Origin of the sequence: Nostoc sp., from assembly GCF_036919575.1 — a bacterium.
In the GTDB taxonomy this organism is placed as follows: Bacteria; Cyanobacteriota; Cyanobacteriia; order Cyanobacteriales; family Nostocaceae; genus Nostoc.
The window spans coordinates 114,314-135,898 of the sequence record NZ_JBALBY010000029.1; the positions used below are offsets into that span (position 1 = coordinate 114,314).

General features: G+C 39.3%; 15 protein-coding genes. 8 read left to right on the top strand and 7 right to left on the bottom strand.

Annotated features, from left to right (window positions below; translation table 11 throughout):
• Window positions 1–12 precede the first annotated feature (12 nt).
• Window positions 13–912, bottom strand: coding sequence for a class I SAM-dependent methyltransferase (locus V7K27_RS09935; protein ID WP_334946620.1), 900 nt, complete (start codon window positions 910–912; stop codon window positions 13–15).
• Window positions 913–2,134: 1,222 nt separating this feature from the next.
• On the opposite strand from V7K27_RS09935, the gene V7K27_RS09940 reads away from it, so the two are divergent.
• The 8 genes from V7K27_RS09940 (at window position 2,135) to V7K27_RS09975 (ending at window position 13,480) form a co-directional block, all read left to right on the top strand.
• Window positions 2,135–3,577 carry a sugar transferase gene (locus V7K27_RS09940; RefSeq protein ID WP_334946622.1) on the top strand — a complete coding sequence of 481 codons (1,443 nt, stop codon included), beginning with the start codon at window positions 2,135–2,137 and terminating at the stop codon, window positions 3,575–3,577.
• Between the two features lie 385 nt (window positions 3,578–3,962).
• Window positions 3,963–5,396 (top strand): oligosaccharide flippase family protein, encoded by a 1,434-nt coding sequence (locus V7K27_RS09945; protein WP_334946624.1) that lies wholly within the window; start codon window positions 3,963–3,965, stop codon window positions 5,394–5,396.
• A gap of 77 nt (window positions 5,397–5,473) precedes the next feature.
• Entirely contained in the window at window positions 5,474–6,577 is a 1,104-nt protein-coding gene (locus tag V7K27_RS09950) for a glycosyltransferase family 4 protein (protein ID WP_334946626.1), read from the top strand.
• A 7-nt stretch (window positions 6,578–6,584) separates the two neighbouring features.
• Window positions 6,585–7,859: an O-antigen ligase family protein gene (locus tag V7K27_RS09955; RefSeq protein ID WP_334946628.1), complete on the top strand. Its 1,275-nt coding sequence runs from the start codon at window positions 6,585–6,587 to the stop codon at window positions 7,857–7,859.
• Between the two features lie 342 nt (window positions 7,860–8,201).
• Window positions 8,202–9,377, top strand: coding sequence for a glycosyltransferase family 4 protein (locus tag V7K27_RS09960; RefSeq protein WP_334946630.1), 1,176 nt, complete (start codon window positions 8,202–8,204; stop codon window positions 9,375–9,377).
• Window positions 9,378–9,515: 138 nt separating this feature from the next.
• On the top strand, window positions 9,516–10,709 hold the full coding sequence (locus V7K27_RS09965) for a glycosyltransferase family 4 protein (RefSeq protein ID WP_334946632.1): 1,194 nt from the start codon (window positions 9,516–9,518) through the stop codon (window positions 10,707–10,709).
• Window positions 10,710–10,932: 223 nt separating this feature from the next.
• Window positions 10,933–11,055 (top strand): hypothetical protein, encoded by a 123-nt coding sequence (locus V7K27_RS09970; protein ID WP_334946634.1) that lies wholly within the window; start codon window positions 10,933–10,935, stop codon window positions 11,053–11,055.
• 178 nt (window positions 11,056–11,233) lie between these two features.
• Window positions 11,234–13,480, top strand: coding sequence for a GumC family protein (locus V7K27_RS09975; protein ID WP_334946636.1), 2,247 nt, complete (start codon window positions 11,234–11,236; stop codon window positions 13,478–13,480).
• Between the two features lie 463 nt (window positions 13,481–13,943).
• On the opposite strand, the gene V7K27_RS09980 is transcribed toward V7K27_RS09975, so the two are convergent.
• From V7K27_RS09980 to fabI, 6 genes are all read right to left on the bottom strand, one after another.
• Entirely contained in the window at window positions 13,944–15,329 is a 1,386-nt protein-coding gene (locus tag V7K27_RS09980; protein ID WP_334946637.1) for a choice-of-anchor Q domain-containing protein, read from the bottom strand.
• Between the two features lie 1,223 nt (window positions 15,330–16,552).
• Window positions 16,553–18,022 carry an SLBB domain-containing protein gene (locus tag V7K27_RS09985; protein WP_334946639.1) on the bottom strand — a complete coding sequence of 490 codons (1,470 nt, stop codon included), beginning with the start codon at window positions 18,020–18,022 and terminating at the stop codon, window positions 16,553–16,555.
• Window positions 18,023–18,607: 585 nt separating this feature from the next.
• Window positions 18,608–19,591, bottom strand: coding sequence for an ABC transporter ATP-binding protein (locus tag V7K27_RS09990; RefSeq protein WP_334946641.1), 984 nt, complete (start codon window positions 19,589–19,591; stop codon window positions 18,608–18,610).
• Window positions 19,592–19,630: 39 nt separating this feature from the next.
• Window positions 19,631–19,843: a hypothetical protein gene (locus V7K27_RS09995; RefSeq protein WP_334946643.1), complete on the bottom strand. Its 213-nt coding sequence runs from the start codon at window positions 19,841–19,843 to the stop codon at window positions 19,631–19,633.
• 19 nt (window positions 19,844–19,862) lie between these two features.
• Entirely contained in the window at window positions 19,863–20,492 is a 630-nt protein-coding gene (gene hisB, locus V7K27_RS10000) for an imidazoleglycerol-phosphate dehydratase HisB (protein ID WP_334946645.1), read from the bottom strand.
• Window positions 20,493–20,623: 131 nt separating this feature from the next.
• Entirely contained in the window at window positions 20,624–21,400 is a 777-nt protein-coding gene (gene fabI / locus V7K27_RS10005; RefSeq protein ID WP_334946647.1) for an enoyl-ACP reductase FabI, read from the bottom strand.
• Between the last annotated feature and the right edge of the window lie 185 nt (window positions 21,401–21,585).

Here is a 21,585-nt window from a genome sequence, read left to right on the forward strand (position 1 = left end):
AAAAGTTGGCGTCTAATTTTTAGTTATTACCAGTACCTTCATTTCCGAATTGAGCAGAGGTTGATGATAATTTTTCTTGATATCTGGCACGGGTTTTCCATCTACAAAAACTTTGTAAATTTTTGCCTGACAATTGCTCGGTAAATTGTCAATAATTCTTGCTTTAAACGCAGCCGGACTATAAGTTCTGGCAAAGCCTTCATATGGACCCCATCCAGCAAAGGTTGCAGTATTGTCAAAAATTGTGAGCGCTGTTTCAACATTGGACTTCTGAATCTGTTTATTATTCCAGATTTCTGCATACTCGTTAGCTAGAAATAGTGGTGCAATTACAAGTTTTCTGCCCACTCTCAATAAACGTACTGCCTCTTTAATAAACTCAATATCCAAATCATCTCGAAAATGCTCAAAAGAGTGATGACAGCTAATTCCATCTAAAGATTCATCTGGGAGAGGGATTGCATCAATAGAGCCACCAATGTATTTAATTCCATCTGCGGCTTTTCCATCTAATAAAGAGTCTTGACAGTAAGCAGTCAATTTAAAGTCACAAACCGCCATTAAAGCCTTGATATATTCAGCTTTTTCACCCCCGGCAGCATCTAATATTTGATCGCCTTCTTTCAAATCTAACAGAGTCATTGTTGTGAGGTATTCAAGAGGCTTGGAATGGACAAAACCTAGCTGATTGTATTTACTAAGTACATCGGAATTTACAAAATTCCTATAATCTTTTTCTGAAAGAGATAAAATTTTTACTTCTACCTGCGTTTTCCCTATTTCCGAATCATCTGTGGGTCGCAAAATCCGATTGACTTTTAAATTATTTAGATGCAACTTTGTCAGCCAACGCCACTTTTGTGTGTTCAAAAATCTGCCTAATCCATTTATATTGAATTTGCTGACTACCATAATTTTACTCCATATTTTATTGATTGAAACTCTAAATCCTAATTAAATCCAAAGAATTAATTTTTGATTTTAGCCAACAACAAGCATTTAATTAAGCCCTTCATCATTTAGTTAAAAAATAAGTTTGTGTTTGTTTCTAATCAACCCATCTCATAACCTCATCGATTATAAAAGTACATTATCGTTTTTTAGTAAAATCCGCCGAACTAAAAAATAATTCTTACCGAATCTTCATTTTGTTTCCTTATATATAAAATTAATGTAAAGTTGTAATATTATTTTATTAAAGAATTACGCTAACTTCATGAAAGCTACGTAGGTGGGTTTTATTTGTGTAACTTCACTCTTCTGGTAGAAACAACAGTCCCGTCGGTAAGATAACTGAACTGCCCTTTTGGGGCTTCAAAAGCTTAACAACATGAGAATTAACATCGGGTAATTACCGCCCAAAATGTAAGCTAGAGCATCGATTCATTAATCAAAAACCTAATCTCCTAGCCCCCTCCCCTACTAGCTACGGTGTACATAAAAGTCCTAAAATCCTTGCCTAGTAAGATACAAGCCTTAGTAGGCGAGGTTTTGAGTTTATCAAGCTGATTATCAATAGTCTCAGCTTATTACTTATAAATTAAGGTCTAATAGAAAATTGATTATGTAAAGTTTTGTAACAATAGTCAACTTTTTGATGCTTTTCGTTATATGTTGTGTGTGTAAGTTTTGTTAATCAGTAATTATGCGTAAGAAAACAGATGAAGCTTCTAAGCAAAACTGAATTAGTCTAAGTAAATATGTTAGAGTAATTTTGAAAGGAATATCATTGTCTCATAGAAGTGGAACTCTGCAATAGAACTGTAGCCATTCAGTTCATCTATGACGTACATTAAAAATCCTAATATTTTTACCTGACCTGCTTAATCATTAATAATGTCAGGAATTTTATTCAATTATAAGTTAACTCAGCAAAAAATCTTTTTTGGCATCAAAACTCAAAATTTCCAGGCTAAACTGGATTCTACCCTCCAACAAAAGCTAAATATCTGGGTAGTAACCGCACTCAAACGATCCTGGATGATGCTTTTGATCAAGAACTTAAAGTTACTCCGAAGAAAATGGTTAATAGTAGACTACAAAGGGCAGGTTTCTTTGAAATAAAAATGTGAGATACCCCACTTGTCTTATATAAGTTTGCATCAAATTTTAACTACACCAAGTGTTCCTAACTATGAGTAATCAAAGCATTACAACAAATAAATTCAGTGAAGTACCTTTGGATTTGCGTGCATCTGGATTTGTCAGAGTACGCAAGGGTTCGTGGTGGCTGAGATTAACAACATTGTTTTTAGTAGACTATACTCTTTTATCCCTAGCTTGGATTTTAGCTGGATATCAGTCTTCTTATGAGCATTTTACTTGGTATATACCGAGTAATTATTTACCGATTTTAATAACTATTGGGATTCAAATAGGATCGTTAGCTATCGAAGGTATTTATCGAGAAGGTCAAAAACGCTACGACTATTTCAATATTATCAAATCGCTAACTTTCGCTCATGGATTAATACTCCTTGTTTCTTTTTTGTATAAACCAGTTGTTGATATTACACGTCCAAGATTAATATTATTGTCTTGGTTGTTGAGTATATTATTTATCTGTACTGGGAGATATGCTATAAACATTACTCTTGAATATCTGCGTAAGCAGAAAAAAGTAGTTCGTTCTTCGGTATTCATTATTTGCGATCCTCAAGATCATGAGCAGATTGCTAGCTTTATAAAAAAAGAAAAACACTACATCGTATCTGGAACGGCGAATGCTAGTTCATTAGACAGATATCAACGTCAACAAACATTGAATCAACTAAATCAATTAGGTGTAACAGAAGTTTTTATATCTTGGGATGCTCTAAAAAATAGAATGTTTTTATGCTGGTTATTTCAAGCATCGGGCATACAAGTACATATTTTACCGATGGAATTAAAACCAATTTATAGAAACGTAGAATTTCATAAAATCGGAGGAATGCCTTGCCTGAGTTTGGATTGTCCGATAATTACAGGTAAAGATTTTTGGATCAAGCGTACTTGTGATTTTTGTTCCGCGACTTTATTTGTAATGTTATCATTCCCTATTTATATAGCTATAGCTATAGCTATAAAACTGGACTCTCCCGGCACAGTATTTTACAGACAAACTCGTGTAGGTTTACATGGGCAACAGTTTAAAGTATGGAAATTCCGAACTATGAGGTCTGATGCGGAAAAATTGCAGAAAGAATTAGAAGCATTAAATGAAACGAAAGATGGGATTATCTTTAAAATTAAAGACGATCCTCGCGTTACCCGTGTTGGAAAATTTCTTAGACTTTATAGCTTAGACGAATTACCTCAACTTTTTAATGTTATTTTTGGAGAAATGAGTATAGTAGGACCTCGCCCTTTACCTACCAGAGATGTTGATAAATTTTCTGAACATCATTTTATCCGACATGAAGTTTTACCTGGTATTACAGGTCTTTGGCAAGTCTCAGGTCGCTCGGATATTTTAGATTTTGAACAAGTGATTAATCTTGATCTTAACTACATCGAAAATTGGTCGCTTGGATTAGACTTTGAAATTCTCCTCAAAACAGTTATGGTAGTTTTGAAAAAAGAAGGTGCCTACTAAGGTAATAAAAACCAAACCATACCGGACAGTAATAACTATACAGTTTAGGTATTAATACAACTATTGCAGTTTAATAGTACAATTTTTCATGCGTGAAATCTAGATTTTTCTACTTTACTGATTGAAAAAATACGTGTCTAAGCGCGATAAAAGCTTTGGGATTTACAACCCAAAAGATTTGTTAAGAAATTTTGTGGTGAGTTGCACACTCAAACGTGCGATGATAGAAGCTAAACGAAAATACACTTTCGTTCTTGATTCCTATGACTGGTATGTATGGAACATCTCAAAAAACTTCTAACTCTATATTAGAAAAAGTAAGTTATGAGATTTATAGGTATTGGGAATTCAAAATTAATGAAATAAGCTGATTAATAATTTAAGAATGGTAGAAAAGTACAAATTCATAAGTAATTCCCTCTCAATGATAGTCAATCGGTTAGCACAAAGCATTACAGCTTTTGTATTAACTGCTTCTATTGCTCGTACTCTAGGAGCTGAGGCTTTAGGACAGTATCTACTAGCATATAGCTACTACTTTATCTTTGTGGGCATTGCTTCACAGGGGCTAAAGACATTGTTTACCAGAGAACTAGCTCGTGAGCCACAGAAAACACCAGTTTATTTAATGAGTGGTACTTGGCTACAGTTAATATTTAGTTTTTTCAGTTATGGGGTGTTGGTAATTGTAGTATTTTTGCTTCCCTATAGCTCCAAAACCTCGACTATTTGCTACATCATGGGCTTAACAATCATTCCTTTTGCACTTTCCAACATCACTGAGGCAATTTTTCAAGCTCAAGAAAAGATGCATCTGATTGCCATCTCTACAGTGCCAGTGTACATCGTCCGCGTCATAATAATGATTTGGGCGATGCATCTGAAATACGGAATTGAATCTCTGGGGGCGATTTTATGTTTTTCGGAAACGCTAATTTTAGTAATTGAATGGATTTTCATCATCCGGTTAGTCAAAATAGAATGGCAGATTGATGGGAATTTTGTTTTGAATACAATTAAAAATGCACGGACATTTTTTGCTATTGAAGGAATAGCTGTACTCAATGGCAGAGTTCAAATATTGATTCTTTCATTGTTAGGAAATGAGTTTTTAGTGGGTCTGTTTGGTGGAATAACACAATTGCTACTACCCTTTTCGATTATTGCTAACAGTATAACTTTAGCAATGTTTCCCAGATTTTCAAAGGCAGTAGATCAAGGACGGGACAGACAGAGGCAGATAGCTGAAAATGTTATTGAAATTCTCCTAATTATGGCATTACCCTTATTGATTGGGCTGTTATTTTTTGGTAAAGATTTACTAATTTTGATCTATAATCCTAGCTTTGCTCAAGCAGATTTAGCACTTCGTTTAAGTGCTATAGCACTGGTTTTTTTACCCTTTATCCGCTCACTGGCCTATGTACTTGTAGCCAATGGTTTTGAGATAATTAACCTGCGTGAAGTGGTTATTACCACTACATTAGGAAGCTTGGGAGGTGTGGCATTAGTTTCCCAATATCAGTTATTAGGTGCAGCATTAATGGCATTATTAATGACTATTATTGGTTTTAGTCAGTATATTTACTTCACCTATACTCGCCTATTTTCGTTAAATTTATGGCGAATTATGCGCCGACCCTTATTAATATGCCTTTTGATGCTACCTATATTCATTTTATTGGAAAAAATTAGCTTAGACTTTATGTACACTCTAATTATTGCAACTTGTGCCTATGGTTTATTTGTGATTTATCTCGGTATTCGTGCCTTTGGCGGGTTTCGTTTTTTGTGGATGAAACTTTTAAAAGAGCAGTAATTTTTTAATATAAAATCCTAGAGTAAGGCATCGAAATTTGTGGAATAAATAATTTAATTTAGAATATAATTTTAATTATGATTAAAGTTGCTTTATTACATTTTTGCTTTGAAGATTACACGATTGAACTAGCAAACAGTCTGGTTAAATATGTTGATTTAACGCTAATTCAGCCGGAAAAAGTGTCAAATGTCTGTAGCAATGTTCTTGATTCTAGTATCCGCGTCATTAGCTTTAAAAAACCACGGATTCGCGACCCGCGCAACCTCTTGTCTATGGGCACTATGATGGGTATCATCAAAGACATACAGCCAGATGTTTTACATGTGCAAGAAACTAACGATCCTTGGTACGATTGGACTTTATTACTTAACAAGATGCCACCATTGGTGACAACTATCCACGATATATTCCGTCACCCAGGTGATAAAATTGCTGTATTTGGTTCCGATTATACCAGGCGTATTGCCTTCTACCGTTCCCAACAATTGATTGTCCATACTTATCAACTAAAAAAGATTTTAATTGAACAATTTCGTATACCTGAACAGCGAGTCAATGTTTTACCTCATGGGGAACTTGGTAGTTTGTATCAGCGTCGGGGTAGTCAAAATATTCAAGCCCGTGAGCCATATACCTTGCTATTTTTTGGGCGCATCTTGCCCTATAAGGGATTAAAATATTTACTTGAGGCTATGCCCTTAATTGCTGAATGTATACCTGAAGTCAAGCTGATTATTGCTGGAAGGGGAGAAAACATCAGGCAGTATTTCCCTAATGGTTATGATGAAAAACGCTACGAGATTATTAATGGCTTTATCCCCATTGAAGAAGTAGGTAATCTATTTCAACGCAGCACAGTAACAGTTCTGCCATACATCGAAGCGTCTCAAAGTGGTGTGGCAGCTTTATCTTATGGAATGGGAACGCTGATTGTAGCTTCTGAGGTAGGGGGATTGAGTGAGATAGTTCAGCATAAAAAAGATGGGTTGTTAGTTCCACCCCGTGATGTTAAAGCTCTAGCTGATGCGATAATTTGTTTGTTAAGCGATCGCAACTTGCAACAACGCATGCAAACTGCGGCACTAGCTCGTTGTCAGGAAGATTTAAATTGGTCAAATATTGCTGCTCAAACAGCCGAAATTTATTATAAAAAAATGAATATGCAAAATAAAAGTTAATTAATTTATGAGAAAACTACTAATTTATGCGGAGCAGGGATTCACAGTTGTAGCCTTGCTAATTTATTCAGGGGCAATCTTAACTCTCGTCCTATCAGGAGGAGCCGGACAGGATGAGTTGGTAGAATATGATAGCTCCTTGATTCGGGTTGCTTATTTCGTAATCTATGCAATTACCTTATCACTACTAGTTTTGCGTTGGAAGAAAGCTCTTTATGTCCTTGTCTTGAATAAAGATATCTTCCTTTATTCTTTATTAATGTTGGCAGTTGTTTCTATTATTTGGTCTTTTGAACCCTCAACAACATTAAAAAATACTTTTACCCTGATTGGTTCCAGTTTATTTGGTCTGTATTTTGTTTCGCGATACAGCTTAAAACAGCAATTCTATTTACTTGCTTGGACTTTTGGAATTATTATAGTACTGAGTTTCATTTTTGCTCTAGCCTTGCCTAAATACGGGATACAGAGCGACCTTGGTAAACCACTGTGGCGTGGAGTATTCACCCACAAAAACGGTTTGGGAGGAAGGATGGTAACGAGTAGTATAGTTTTTTTTCTCCTTGGTTATCAAAGTCAAAGACGTAGTTGGCTTTTCTGGGGGGGGTTTAGCTTGTCAATAGTACTCTTACTGCTTGCAGGTTCGACTTCATCTCTATTTAATCTATTAATTATAATATTGGCATTTTTTGCTTTTCAAATTTGGCGTTGGCCATACCCAGTGATGGTACCAACCCTAATAATGATGGCAACTATCAGCCAAAGTTTATATTTGTGGTTGTCTAATAACGCTAGTGTCGTGTTCACTTCAGTTGGTAAAGATGCCACACTAACGGGTCGAACAGATTTGTGGCCATTAGTAATCGATATGATTTGGAAACATCCTTGGCTCGGTTATGGTTATGGCGGATTCTGGCAAGGATGGGATGGCGAATCTGCTTATATTTGGCTGAATGCTGGATGGACTCCAAACCACCCCCACAATGGTTATCTGGCTCTTTGCCTTGATTTGGGTCTTTTAGGGTTAGGGTTATTCTTCTTAGGATTTTGGCGCAGTTACCTGCAAGGATTCATTTGGATGCGTAGTAGTAATAGCGCATTAGATATTTGGCCACTTATGCATATGACATATATATTTTTAGCTAGCCTTACTGAATCTAACTTACTGGAATCGAATAGTTTGACTTGGATACTTTATGTGGCGGCATGTTTCTCAGTGAGAATGAAACATGAAAGAAAATTCAAAATTCAAAATTCAAAATTCAAAATTCAAACATTTTAGACATTTCAGACGGGGATTTAGCGAGAAACGCGGTCTTGGGGCTTTGCCCCAAGTGGAGCGATTTCTCAAGACAAACCCCGACTGAAATGGGTGCTATATGTAGATTGCAAGTTCTTAAACCCTTTAATTTACGATAAAATCATGAAGCAAAAAAAGACCAATTTATAGCAGAGAACTTGCCAAAAAACTTTCGCAATTATATATATCATACAAAAATTGCTATAATCGCTTTCTGAGCAGGAAAAATGAATCTTTAAAAAAAACCTTCCAACTCTACAATAAAGCAGAAAATAATCGGATTTTAACAAGATTTCATGCAATTACTTTGGTCTTTGAAAAGCAATGATAAATTCTGATTCTTTTGTTGATACATTAACCCAGGAAAGCCCAATTATTCAAAAAGTACAGCCTATGTGCCGAACTAAAACTCTCAAGATTATCCTGTTAGGTCCTAGCTTACTCCAGCAGGGTGGCATTTCCAATTATGAGAAACTTTTTTTGGAATATGCTCCTTCTGAAGTTGATATATGTCATATTATTACTCACCAAGAAGGAGCTACAGCAATCAAAATCATGGTATTTTTGAGAGCTATGTGTAAATTTTTCTGGATGTTAATCAGCAAAGAAGTTGATATTGTTCAACTTGAAATTTCACAGCGCGGGAGTGTTTTCCGACAGGCAATTATGGTACTTTTAGCTTGGGTATTTCACAAGCCGATAATTCTACATGCTCACGGTAGTCAATTTCATGTTTTCTATGCTGATCTGGCAAAATGGATACAGCAATTGCTAAGTTGGATATTTTGCAAGTGTCAACGCTTAATTGTATTATCAGAAAGTTGGAGAAGCTTCTACATAGAAAATCTTGGTCTGAAACCTGAACAAGTTGTAGTTTTTTATAATCCAGTAAAAATTCCTGCTGAAGTTCCACACCGTTCCGGATCTAAAAAAGCGAACTTACTTTTTTTAGGCCGAATTGGTCAACGTAAAGGCGCATTTGATTTGATCGAAGCCTTTTGTCTTTTGCCCACTGAACATAAAAATATATCTACTCTGATTATGGCAGGAGATGGAGAGATAGAACAAGCACGTAATTTAGTTACGACTTTAAATCTAGAAGATTATATCAAATTGCCTGGGTGGATCGGGCCACATGAACGTGATATTCTTTTAACTGAAGCAGATGTTTTTGTGTTGCCCTCTTACAATGAAGGTCTTCCATTAGCAATGCTGGAAGCAATGGCTTGGGAGTTACCAGTCATAGTTACACCAGTGGGAGGTATACCTGAAATAGTTACTCAATCTGAAAATGGATTAATCGTTAATCCAGGTAATGTTCAGCAGTTATCAGATGCCATTAAGTCTTTGATTGAAAATGAGACTCTGAGGCTTTCTCTGGGATATAAGGCGAGAACAAGCGTTTTTCCTCTTGATATCAAAAATCACTGGCTTTCTTTCCTTGATTTATATCGTTCAGTGTTAAATTCAGATGATCAATTGAGTGTAAACAGCCAATAACTGTAAGTTATGAGTATGCAGATATGTAGGTTATTCAGCCCAGTTTCGCCAAGTATGACTAAAAGTTCCCCAAAGTAAGGTAGATTTTATAATTGACAAGTGAGTGTTTTACTAAACTAATTAAAAATTGAGATTATTATGGCATCACCAAAGAAAGTACTAATTATCGTTGAAAATCTGCCAGTTCCCTTTGATCGGCGGGTATGGATGGAAGCAACTACTTTGCAAAAAGCTGGGTATGAAGTTACCGTAATTTCACCGACAGGTAACGGTTTTGAAAAAGACTACGAAGTTATTGAACAGATTCACATCTACCGTCATCCTCTACCACCAGAAGAAAGTTCGGTCATTGGCTATCTCCGAGAGTACAGTTGGGCGGTAAACTGGCAATTCCGTCTAACTAAAAGGGTATGGCGAGAGCGTGGTTTTGATGTTATACATATTTGTAATCCGCCGGATTTACTTTTCTTAGTAGCAGGATGGTTTAAATTATTTCATGGCACATGGATAATCTTTGATCATCATGACCTCAGTCCGGAGATGTATGAAGCTAAGTATCAACGGCGCGATATTTTTTATCATGGATTACGCTGGGCTGAACGGTTGACCTATGCCACAGCAGATATGGCAATTTCAACGAACGAGTCACACCGAGAGGTAGCTCTTAACCGTGGGCACAAGAAACCAGAGAAGGTCTTTGTAGTTCGGAGTGCGCCTGACCTTTCGCGCTTTCGCCGAATGCCCCCAAACCCCAAATACCGTAGAGGTAGAAAGTATTTGGTAGGGTACATGGGTGTCATGGGCGAACCAGAGGGAATTGATTATCTCCTGAGAATGGTAGATTACATTGTCCACAAAAAAAATCGCTCCGATATTCACTTTATGTTAATCGGTAGTGGACCTGCTGCTGAAAAACTCAAGGATTTATCTAAAGAGTTAGAAGTGACTGAGTTCGTAGAATTTACAGGGTTTAAGCAAGGGGAAGAACTTTTAGAGCGGCTTTCCAGTTGCGACGTGTGTGTAGAACCCTCTCCAACATCTACTTATAACGAAAACTGCACCATGAATAAAATCCTCGAATACATGGCGATGGGAAAAGCAATTGTCCAGTTTGATTTGCGAGAGGGAAGACGTTCTGCACAGGAAGCATCTCTTTATGCCAAGCCTAATGATGAGGTGGAATTTGCCGAGAAAATTCTGGAGCTTCTAAATTCTCCTGAAGGTAGAGAAAAGATCGGAGCCGAGGGGCGACGCAGAATGGAGGAGATCCTGGAGTGGCAATATCAAGCTCCGAAACTGTTAGAGGCTTATGATAAAATCTGGCAAAGCTAGCAGCTACTTTTGAGAATCACTATAATCACTATTTAAGTGAGGCTGAGTAATGAGTAGATGTTTATGGTCAAAAATCGCCAACTGACTAGACGGCGAGTTTTTTGGTTGCCTGAGGAACTTTGGCTAGTATGGATAATTTGACAAGGGGTAGAGCCATATAATATTATTTGTTTGAGGAAAAATAATTAAGCCTTTGATAATCCAGAAATAAATTTTAATCCTAATGGCTAATGGCAAAAAGTTTTTAACTGAATGTCCTGCTGATCAAGGGTTGGTTTATGCTGTTGCAGTTAGGATACCTTTAACTCTCCCAAATCCTAAATTTACCAAAGTTTTTGCTCAATAGCTCAATAACTGTGTCACATTTGTGCCCCAAGCCAATGGGAACTAAATTTTTAACTCCAATAGTCTATACTATTGTCATAATTGTAAAATCATAATCAGTCTTGTCAATTGCAACTGGTTTGCCACTGCTCTAAGTCAATTTTTAGTTTCTTGCTTAAGACCTGTACTTTGGAAGATTTATGTCAGAAAAATTTATGGAATCTAGAGAATCTATTGATTTAGACCTGAGTCATTACTTATTGATATTGAAACGATGGTGGCTACCTGCTACTGCGATATTTGTAGCTACAGTGATGCTCAGTGCTATAGCTACACAATTTATGAAGCCATCCTATGAAGCAGAAGGAAAACTGTTATTCAGGGTTCCCTCTTTTAAAGTAGCTGGAACTAGTCTTTCACCTAGTTACGCTGAAGGAGGAGACTCAGGAGATTTGAAACCCTTGGTAGCAACTCAAAATCCGATAAGCAGTCAGATAGAAGTTATTTCTTCGCCGACTTTTTTGCAGCGGACGATAGACAAACTACAACTCAAAGACAATGAAGGTAAACCTCTGGAAGTAGAAGAGCTACAAAAAAACCTGACCGTAAAAATTCTTGGTGGGACAGATGTATTGCGAATTGCCTATAGCAGCCATGACCCCGAAGAAGCAGCGGCAGTCGTCAACACAATTATGAATTTTTATTTAGACAATGATATTACGACAAATCGCTCTGAGGCAGGAGCAACTCGTCAATTTATGGCCAGGCAGCTTCCTAAAACTCAAGCCGCTGTTGATAATGCAGAAGTAGCGCTACGTATATTTAAACAAAAGTATCAGATTGCAGATTTATCAGAGGAGACAAAGTCAGCCGTTGGGGCTATTGGAAATCTAGACAGTGAGATGGATACTGTTAAGGCTCAATTGGATGAGGTAAACGCCCAAACCAATGAACTGCGCCAGAAAGTAGAGCTAAATTCTCAGCAAGCGATCGCTGTAAGTGCCCTTAGTCAGTCACCAGCAGTACAGGGAGTTCTTGCACAACTTCAAGACACCGATCGGCAGTTAGCGATTGAGCGCAGCCGTTTCCTAGATGACAACCCGGTAGTTATTAACCTAGAAGCAAAAAAAGCTAATTTAAAATCTCTCTTGCAACAGGAAGTTGGTCAGACTATTGGCAATCAAACACAAGTTCCCCAGAGCCAATTGCAGATTGGACAGCTTAGACAAGGACTGATCCAAAGTTTTCTACAGTCAGAAATACAGCGCTTTGGCTTAACTAAAAGACTCTCCTCTCTATCTAATTCCCGTTCTAGCTACGAACAGCGAGTGAAAATCATACCCCAATTGGCACAAAATGAGCGGGAGTTAGAACGGAAAGTTGAAGTTGCAGAATCGACCTATCAAACTCTATTGAAAAAGGTTCAAGAATTACAGTTAGTTGAGAATACAAATGCAGCTACTTCCCGGATTATTTCTCAGGCTTTAGTGCCGAAAGAGCAAGTACTAATCAAAAAAATAATTGTTTTGCTGCTAGGAGTGATGTTCGGTTTATTTTTTGCCACCACAGCTGTGCTATTTCTAGCGATGAGAGATAGATCTCTAAAAACACTTAAAGAAGTTAGAGATGTATTTGGATATACTTTGCTGGGAATTGTTCCTTTGTCTGTTAAAAAGGTTCGTTCCCGTTATTCAAATGCAGAATCAACATCTCAAATAATTGCCGTCAGAGACACTCCCCACTCTTTAACGAGCGAAATGTATCGGATGATTCAAGCCAATCTGAAATTCCTGAGTTCAGATAAAGTACTCAAAACGATCGTGGTAACTAGCGCAGTTCCTAAAGAAGGCAAGTCTACAGTTTCAGCTAATTTGGCGGCAGCGATCGCTCAACTAGGACGTAAAGTTTTATTAGTTGATGCAGATATGCGAATTCCTTCTCAGCATCATCTCTGGCAACTAACTAATGCAGTTGGTTTGAGTGAGGTTCTTGTCGGTCAGGCTGAATTTGAGATTGCTGTATCTAAGGTAATGGATAACCTTGATGTTTTAACTGCTGGAGTTAGACCTCCCAACCCACTTGCTTTGCTTGACTCAAAACGGATGGCATCACTAATTGAAAATTTCTCATCTCAATATAACTATGATTTTGTGATTATTGATGCTCCTCCCCTGCTTTTGGCAGCCGATGCTTTGACTTTAAGCCAAATGACTGATGGGATTTTGTTAGTAGCTCGACCAGAGGTAATTGATTCTAATAGTGCAGCTGCTGCTGAAGAAATGCTAGAGAGATCCCGTCACAACGTCTTAGGTTTAGTTGTGAATGGTATTATTGATAAAAATGAATCTAGTAGTTATTTCAACCATGCTAAAGAATACTTTAGTCATCAAGATTTGACAAAACAGGTTAAGCAACAAAAACGTATTCCAGACAAAAGCTCTGTATAAACTACAGCAGAATTCAGAATTCAGGGGTCAGAATTCAGAAGTAAAACAGCTTTTACACCAGGGTTTGAGACTTTGGTTGTGTACGTCACCAACTTGAAATGCACTGTAAGATTTTGTCTCATAACTGAACTGAACACCATAACTGGTATATCATGTCTGTTTAATTGTCCAGAAAATAATCAGCCTACGAGGGTAAGCTGATTATTTTTAGGACTTAGGCACTGTACAAAATAATCATGGTATGCGTTTACCAAAATAGGTCGTTTTAGGCTTTTCTTAATCATTATTTGATGGTAAGTATACCCACGCGTAGGGGCAATTCATGAATTGCCCCTACGAAAAATATGGGTTTTCCGACTACACGTATTTTGGTTTTCTTGTCAATGCGTAAGTCCTAATTTTGTGTAAGCGTACACTTCAGTGTGACGTAACTATGAGCAGATAGCAGGACATGATCTAAACATTACCGATATTCGTATGCCCCAATATCATATCTACCAGCACGACGAGGTTTACCTGTGCAATCAGTTTTCAAATCCTTCCAGTAGTAACCACTATTGATCGCCGCACTCCTTGCTTTGAGTCTAAAGTCACCATTTGAGGGATTCACAAACTCTGGGTCTCCAATGATATCGTTAGCTCCCATCACAGTGATCACAGCACCCTTGGTGTAAAGATTGTAGTCATAGGTGACGTTGGTATTCTTCATGTTGCTGTTCGCCTTTTGACCAGGCTTAGTATAGATAATGTTATTGAAAATCTTGACATCAGATGAATAACCAGCATATATTTGCCCTTTTTTAAGGGTTGGAGTTTGCCCGTTCTCATATGCTGTGTTGTTGACAATATCGATATGCTCACTCTCATGGGTATGAATACCCGAACCGCCATTCCTGTAGGTGATATTGTTTGCAATTAAAGTCCGTCCTCGATATGCACCACGTTTACCAAGTTTTGAAATATCGACAATAATGCCATTACCGTCTGAGATTGTTCCAGATCCAAGCCAGGGAATGTACATGCGATTGTTGTAGACTCTGTTGTTGGTCACGAACATCTTGTATCCCCGGTTGTTGTCAGTATTACAATTCATCAACAATGAAATGCCGCTGTTGCCATAGACACTATACCAGGAGTTATTAAACACAGTGTTATTATCCACCTTTACATAATCAGCCCCGATTACTGAGATACCTCCGGCTCCACAGTTATGCACTTTATTGTTCAGAATATTTATGTGATGAACAGGGCGATCGCGTCCCTCAATGCTTATGCAGCTTCCATTTGTACGCGGATTTGATGTGTTCCACTTCTGACTTAAGGCATAACCAAGGCTGATATTGGCATTGTTCCCTATGATCTCTAGCCCGTTGATCTCGATATATGAAACTCCATTTGACAACCCGATACCACTCCATGTATTATGTTGAATTTTTGGGGAATGTCCAGGATATGCTTTATACCTAATCCATGCTTTTGCATTTCCAGAACGTTCAATACTTACTACACTCCCAGCATTGCGTGAATTTTTGTACACTCCGTTCATAATCAATACTGTGTCGCCAGGGTTAGTCAGATCTGCTGCCCTTTGAATTGTCCTAAAGGCGGATGAGGTAGTGAGTCCGCTATTTCTGTCGTTTCCATTACCACTAACATAGTATGTTGTCGCAGTTGAAACTGCGCTGATCAGCTTGCGGCTAGGTAGTCGCATTTCTTGAACAGTGGATGACTGACGAACATCTCTAACTAAAGACTCTGTTATTCTCTCTCCTTGAACCAAACCTGTTAATGCCCAGGGAAGTATAAGAGATGCGCTCAAACTGAGAAAACTGAAACCATAAATCATCATAGGGAAAAAATAGGGTATGTTGTAAAAACTGAATCGTCAACAGTCAGTAGCTCTAGCCTTAGTCAGTAACTCAGTATTCGATCCGGTCGTGTAACGGTTGTATGTAAGTTTATACAGGGCTTTCTTAGGCTTATACCTGCGTATTTTCGCGTAAATATGGCTGAAATGCATTTTTAGCAAGAGAGGTAGGAGGCAGGAAGAATACTGCACTTCTCTTCTTAGGCTGCGCCAACGGCAAGGTGGCACAGTCAGCCCTTTGGCAAGCTCAGGGTAAGACCTGTCGAACTCCTCAGTTACCACTTTCTGTCTCGTGCCGCGATTCTCGTGAGCAAGGGTTTAAGCCCCACTCCAAATCTCTGATTTGGTGTTCTGCAATCAGTGTAGGTCTGAAGCCTACACTGCAAGATTAACCTCCTGCCTTTTGCCTCCTGCCTCCTGCCTTCTTCACCCTGTCTTCAACAAAACAATAACTATCTGGTAAAAGTACTGAAGAAAAATTATCAGTATCCAGACTTACTCATTAATGGACACCAAGCAACCGTACAAATGGCGTCATTTCCAATTCGACATCATTCTACTGTGTATACGCGGTATCTGTGGATAAGATAGTATATCTGTTATCAATCAGTTAATTTACTTAAATAATTCTTATGATAATAATAATCAAGAAATCAGCAAAAAGAAGGCAGAGACTATCATTTATCACCTCTGCCTTCTAAAATATTCTCATTATCATAATAAATTTGAGTACTTACAACAAAGTTTGTCAAAAAAATACTCTCACCGAATAATAAAGCCAAAGTTGCTACGGCACAAGGCTTTTGACCAAAAAATCATGATTTATATGAAGAATTCAGAACTCAGGAGTCAGAATTCAGAATTGAATTGGAGTCCGAGTGGATGATGAATATTGGTTAAAACCTCGCGCCTGGTGGGCGAAAAAAATTAAAATGTTCTCGCCTTAAAACTCTATCCCTTTATGGGTAGAGTATTCTGAATTCTGAATTCTGTATTCTGACTCCTGTTTTATAGCATTCTGTTAGAAAATAAAAGCTTCAATCCTCTTCCTATATAAGGTTTAAAAGTTAGCTACGATTTTTAGTTAGCGAGAGTCATGGAAAAGCGATATTAACTCTTGACTATTGAGCTTTGATTCAAGAATAGTGCAATTTTAGGGACGAAGAGGGTTGACCAACGCCCCCAATCTGCATCTATCTCTTAAATTAGAGTCCGAACAAGTTGAGAAGATTCAAGACAATACCTAGAGGTCCAGTTACAGTATTTACGCTATCGCCAAAACTAGCTGCACCAGATCGGCTGACTACCACGACGTCATTATTGCGGAGTATAGGATTAGTTTGCTCATTAATCCCGGCGGAGAAATCCATTTTTACTATACGTTTAGTGACAGAACCATTAGGGTTGAGGCGAATCAAATCAACAGCCTTACTACTAGCTCTGGCATCATTAAATCCGCCAGCAGCGAGTATAGCTTGATTTAAAGAGCTATTCGGCTGAACCTGTGTTAAACCTGGTTTTTTAACTTCACCTACCACACCAACTTGAATAGATGTAGGAGACAAAGTAGTGGTAGCTAATTGAGTGGCTTCTGCGGGGTTGATTTCAGTTGCCGTTGGAATAACAATCGTATCTCCGTCTTGCACGATGATGTCTTGATTGGCATCACCACTCTGCAATAGCTGCCAAAGATTAATATCTATAGCTTGTTCTGAGCCAGTTCTTGTCGGTCGGCGTAGCTTGAGATTACGAACATCAGCCTGTGCTGTAATTCCCCCAGCTAGTTGAATTACCCGCGTCACATTTGGTAGACCAGTAGGACTGGCGGTGCCACTGTTAGTGGTTGCGCCCCCTTGAGCATCTGTGTTGCCTGGGGTGACAAGATACGAACCGGGACGGTTAACTTCACCAATAATTGTGACTGTTCGGGGTGTGGTTTGGCTGGCGGCAAAGTTAGCTGCAAATATATTGCGGGATTCTGCAACGTTGAAGTTGGTTGCGGTTGGTACAACTATAGTGTCTCCATCCCGCAAGGTAATATCCTGTGATAATCTGCCTGTTTGGATCAGTTCCTTCAAATTGACGTTGACTGTTTGTTCTGAAGAGCGTCCTATTTTACGCCGTAATTGAACTTGAGTCACATCCGCAGCCAAGGTTACTCCCTGCGCTGTTGTCAATGCGGCCAATATAGTGGGATATTGTACGCCTGGATTGTTCCCTGCGCCTCCGCTCAAGCTCAGAGTATAAGCTCCTGGACGTGTCACCTCTCCCGCAACGAAAATATTAATGGGACGAGGCGATAATAAATTGACTGAGATTAAGGGACGTTTGAGGAAGCGAGCATATCTTCTAGCAATTTCGTCAGCAGCCTGTTCAGTTGTAAGACCGAGAACTGATACACTGCCAATTAAAGGCAGGTTGATCGCTCCACCTGGCGGAATTTGGTATTCACCTGTATATTCGGGTACTTCAAATACATTTACACGGATGAGATCGCCGCCTCCTAATGAATAATTAGTATCTAATTGTGTTGGTGTGCTTGGTGTTTGTGTAGTTGTTGGTAATGGTTGTCCCTGAGCTAGAGTGACACATGGCACAGCGACGTTGACAGCACTTAACAAAGCCACACCCACAACTGGCTGAGTTAGAAATTTAAACAAACTTGTGTTAAGCATATTTACCTGAGATTCCGAAACTACGATCAATAAAGTACTGTCTAAACATTTTTATTTTGACTATACCTAAGTATTCAAGTTCCCCGACACTCTTATTTTCCTCGAAAAGTGTGATTTTCCGGAGGAAATTTGTCTATTGAATTTGAACTTTTAGTGAAGTTAACTTAAAGTTAATGCTCCTGAAATAGAGCAATTATCAAAAAATATAGGATTTATGCAACTGAACCCAGTTTATACAATAAATTTTCTGTTAACAAATAAATACAAATAACCTTATTGAAGAAGAATGCAGAATCCAGAATTCCGAATTCAGCAATCTTTCAGTCGGGGATTGGGACCCGCCACTACGAAAGTTGACCACCAAATCTATGATTTGGTGGGGGTCTTAAACCCAGTTATTCATCCGCCAGTTGTACAGAATTCATTCTGAATTCTGACTCCTGACTCCTGAATTCTGTTCGATAAGAGATGGGAATTTGATTTGGTGTGGTTTGCGTTGAGAAAGATCAACTCAAAAAGGCAGAAATTCTGGATTTTGTTCCTCAAGATAACCCACAATTTACTCTTTGGCAAGAAGCAGCAAGACTAATTCAGTGAGTTATTTTTTCTTTGGATTTGTTGAATAAAAAATTCTTCTAGGGAGTGACGCGACAAATTCATCGCAATAATTTTACCCCCCATCAGCCGAAGACTGGCGAGGAAATCGTAGTAATCATCTTGTAGTGTACCTTGCCAGGAACCATCAGGCTCAAATCTGAGAGTGGGTATCCATTTTTTGAGAATTTCCCAGTCACCACCTTGACCTTTAACGTGATATGTGTTTTCCCCACCTAAGAGTTCATTGAGGGAACCAGAGCAAATTAGTTCACCTTCAGCGAGGATGGCAATGCGATCGCAAATCTGTTCTACTTCACTAAGGATGTGGCTGTTGAAAAAAATCGTCTTACCAGCTGCTTTGAGCGCCAGGATAATTTCCCGCATTTGGTAGCGCCCTACAGGATCAAGACCAGACATTGGTTCATCGAGAAAAACCAATTCTGGCTCGTTAATTAGCGCCTGTGCCATGCCAACACGCTGTAGCATTCCTTTTGAGTAGCGACGCAACAGCTTTTTGTGGGCATCGGCTTGCGACAAACCCACTAATTCCAGCAGTTGGGGAATGCGTTGGCGTTGGACACTGTTGGGAATTTGGAATAGTCCAGCTGCTAGCTGCAAAAATTCCCAGCCGGTGAGATAGTCATACAAATAGGGATTTTCTGGCAGATAGCCGATATATTGCTTAACATTGCGATCGCCTAGTGGCTCACCCAATAATAATCCCCGTCCAGAGGTCGGACGAATAATTCCCAGCAACAATTTTAAAAGGGTGGTTTTACCCGCACCATTTGGCCCCAGCAACCCAAAGGTTTCGCCTTTGTAAACTGTTAAAGAACAGTTTTTGAGACATACGACTTTTTGATTTAGCCAAAAACCAGTGCGATAGACTTTTCGCAACTCAGAAGTTAGGACTACTGGCGGAGTGTCTATCGTATTAAGTTGAGAATTAGGGTCATCTGCAACAGACTTCATCTCGGTTAAATCACTTACCAGCTTGATATTAATTACAAGTTACCCGGTAGGCTGATAATAACCATCAACTGCTGGTGTGTCAATTATTGCAAATTGGGGAGTGGGGAGTGGGGGAGTGGGGAGTGGGGGAGATGAGGGAGATGAGGGAGATGAGGGAGATGGGGGAGATGGGGGAGATGAGGGAGAAAGAATAACTAATAAATATGTAATGCCCCATGCCCCATGCCCCATGCCCCATGCCCAATGCCCCATTTGACTAATTTGACTCCTTTCATAAAACGCCCTTAGAACTGGGAATCAGTCCAGCACGACGGGGGTCGATTTCTACCGCCAACCGCGTTGCCCTCGCAAACGCCTTAAATGTTGCTTCAATAATGTGATGGGAATTAATGCCATCCAGTTGCCGAATGTGCAGTGTCATTTGGCTATGGTTTACTAGTGCCACAAAGAATTCTCGCACTAACTGGGTGTCATAGGTTCCTACCCGTTGAGTCGGAATTTGCAAGCCGTAGCTGAGATGAGGGCGTCCAGAAAAGTCTAGCGCTACCTGAACTAAAGCTTCATCTAATGGTGCGAGAAAATTACCAAAGCGGACAATGCCTTTTCTGTCGCCTAGCGCTTGGTTCAAAGCTTGCCCTAAGGTAATGCCTACATCTTCGTTGGTGTGATGGTCATCAATTTCCCAGTCTCCCTTGGCTTGGACATCTATATCAATCAGCCCGTGGGAGGCAATTTGATGCAACATGTGATTCAAAAACGGAACACCTGTTGCTGCTGTGCAAGTTCCTCTACCATCCAGGTTGATGGTAACTTGCACATCAGTTTCACCAGTGGTGCGGTGAACAGTGGCAATCCGAGGGGTTTTAGTTGACTGGTCGTAGTTTGAATTAACTATTTGCATGGGGAGTGGGGAGTGGGGAGTGGGGAGTGGGAAATGGGAAATGGGAAATGGAAAATGGGCAAGAATAATTGTTCGCTTGCTCTCCTTACTCCCCTACTCCCTACTCCCCACTCCCTACTCCCTAAATCATCTTACATTCCCATAATTTCATATCCTGCATCTACATACAGAATTTGTCCGGTAATGCCACTGGACAAATCACTACACAAGAAAGCCGCAGCGTTGCCTACTTCTAGCTGAGTGACGGTGCGTCGTAGGGGAGCTACTTGTTCTACATGATGAATCATATCCAAAATCCCGCCGACTGCTGAAGATGCTAAGGTGCGGATGGGGCCTGCGGAAATGGCATTGACGCGGATATTTTGCGGCCCTAGTTCAGCAGCCAGGTAACGCACACTCATTTCTAACCCCGCTTTGGCAACTCCCATAACGTTATAGTTAGGAATTGCCCTGACACCGCCTAAATATGTCAGGGTGACGATACTACCTCCCTCTGTCATCAAAGGTTTGGCTGCACTACTTAACTGCACCAGCGAGTAGGTACTGATTTCTAAGGCGGTGTTGAAGCCAGAACGAGAGGTTTGGCTAAAATCTCCAGTTAAATCGTCTTTGCTGGCAAAGGCCAGACAATGGATGAGGATGTCTAATTTCCCCCACTGTTCGCGGATTGTCTCAAAGGTAGATTGAATCTGTTCGTCATTTTGGACATTACAGGGAAGAAATAAGCTGGGGTTGAGGGGTTCTACCAACTCCGCGACTTTTTTCTCCATCTTGCCGCGTTCATCCGGCAGATAGGTAATACACAGGGTTGCTCCAGCTTTGTGCAGCTGTTGGGCGATGCCCCAGGCGATCGAGCGGTTATTGGCAATACCTGTAACAAGGGCATTTTTTCCAGTCAGATTTAGCATATAAATTCTTAATGCGATCGATCATTAGGAGCATACTAGAATCTGAGGCACGTTTTGTCTTTGTTTTACACAGGATTTGCAAAAATGAATTTTAGCATATAAATTCTTAATGCGATCGATCATTAGGAGCATACTAGAATCTGAGGCACGTTTTGTCTTTGTTTTACACAGGATTTGCAAAAATG

Coding starts and splice junctions, on each gene's coding strand:
- V7K27_RS09935 (WP_334946620.1), bottom strand. CDS start 912: ATGGTAGTCAGCAAATTCAATATAAATGGATTAGGCAGATTTTTGAAC.
- V7K27_RS09985 (WP_334946639.1), bottom strand. CDS start 18,022: ATGCTTAACACAAGTTTGTTTAAATTTCTAACTCAGCCAGTTGTGGGT.
- V7K27_RS09970 (WP_334946634.1), top strand. CDS start 10,933: ATGGCTAATGGCAAAAAGTTTTTAACTGAATGTCCTGCTGATCAAGGG.
- V7K27_RS09950 (WP_334946626.1), top strand. CDS start 5,474: ATGATTAAAGTTGCTTTATTACATTTTTGCTTTGAAGATTACACGATT.
- hisB (WP_334946645.1), bottom strand. CDS start 20,492: ATGCAAATAGTTAATTCAAACTACGACCAGTCAACTAAAACCCCTCGG.
- V7K27_RS09975 (WP_334946636.1), top strand. CDS start 11,234: ATGTCAGAAAAATTTATGGAATCTAGAGAATCTATTGATTTAGACCTG.
- V7K27_RS09990 (WP_334946641.1), bottom strand. CDS start 19,591: ATGAAGTCTGTTGCAGATGACCCTAATTCTCAACTTAATACGATAGAC.
- V7K27_RS09955 (WP_334946628.1), top strand. CDS start 6,585: ATGAGAAAACTACTAATTTATGCGGAGCAGGGATTCACAGTTGTAGCC.
- V7K27_RS09945 (WP_334946624.1), top strand. CDS start 3,963: ATGGTAGAAAAGTACAAATTCATAAGTAATTCCCTCTCAATGATAGTC.
- V7K27_RS09940 (WP_334946622.1), top strand. CDS start 2,135: ATGAGTAATCAAAGCATTACAACAAATAAATTCAGTGAAGTACCTTTG.
- V7K27_RS09965 (WP_334946632.1), top strand. CDS start 9,516: ATGGCATCACCAAAGAAAGTACTAATTATCGTTGAAAATCTGCCAGTT.
- V7K27_RS09980 (WP_334946637.1), bottom strand. CDS start 15,329: ATGATGATTTATGGTTTCAGTTTTCTCAGTTTGAGCGCATCTCTTATA.
- fabI (WP_334946647.1), bottom strand. CDS start 21,400: ATGCTAAATCTGACTGGAAAAAATGCCCTTGTTACAGGTATTGCCAAT.
- V7K27_RS09960 (WP_334946630.1), top strand. CDS start 8,202: ATGATAAATTCTGATTCTTTTGTTGATACATTAACCCAGGAAAGCCCA.
- V7K27_RS09995 (WP_334946643.1), bottom strand. CDS start 19,843: ATGGGGCATTGGGCATGGGGCATGGGGCATGGGGCATGGGGCATTACA.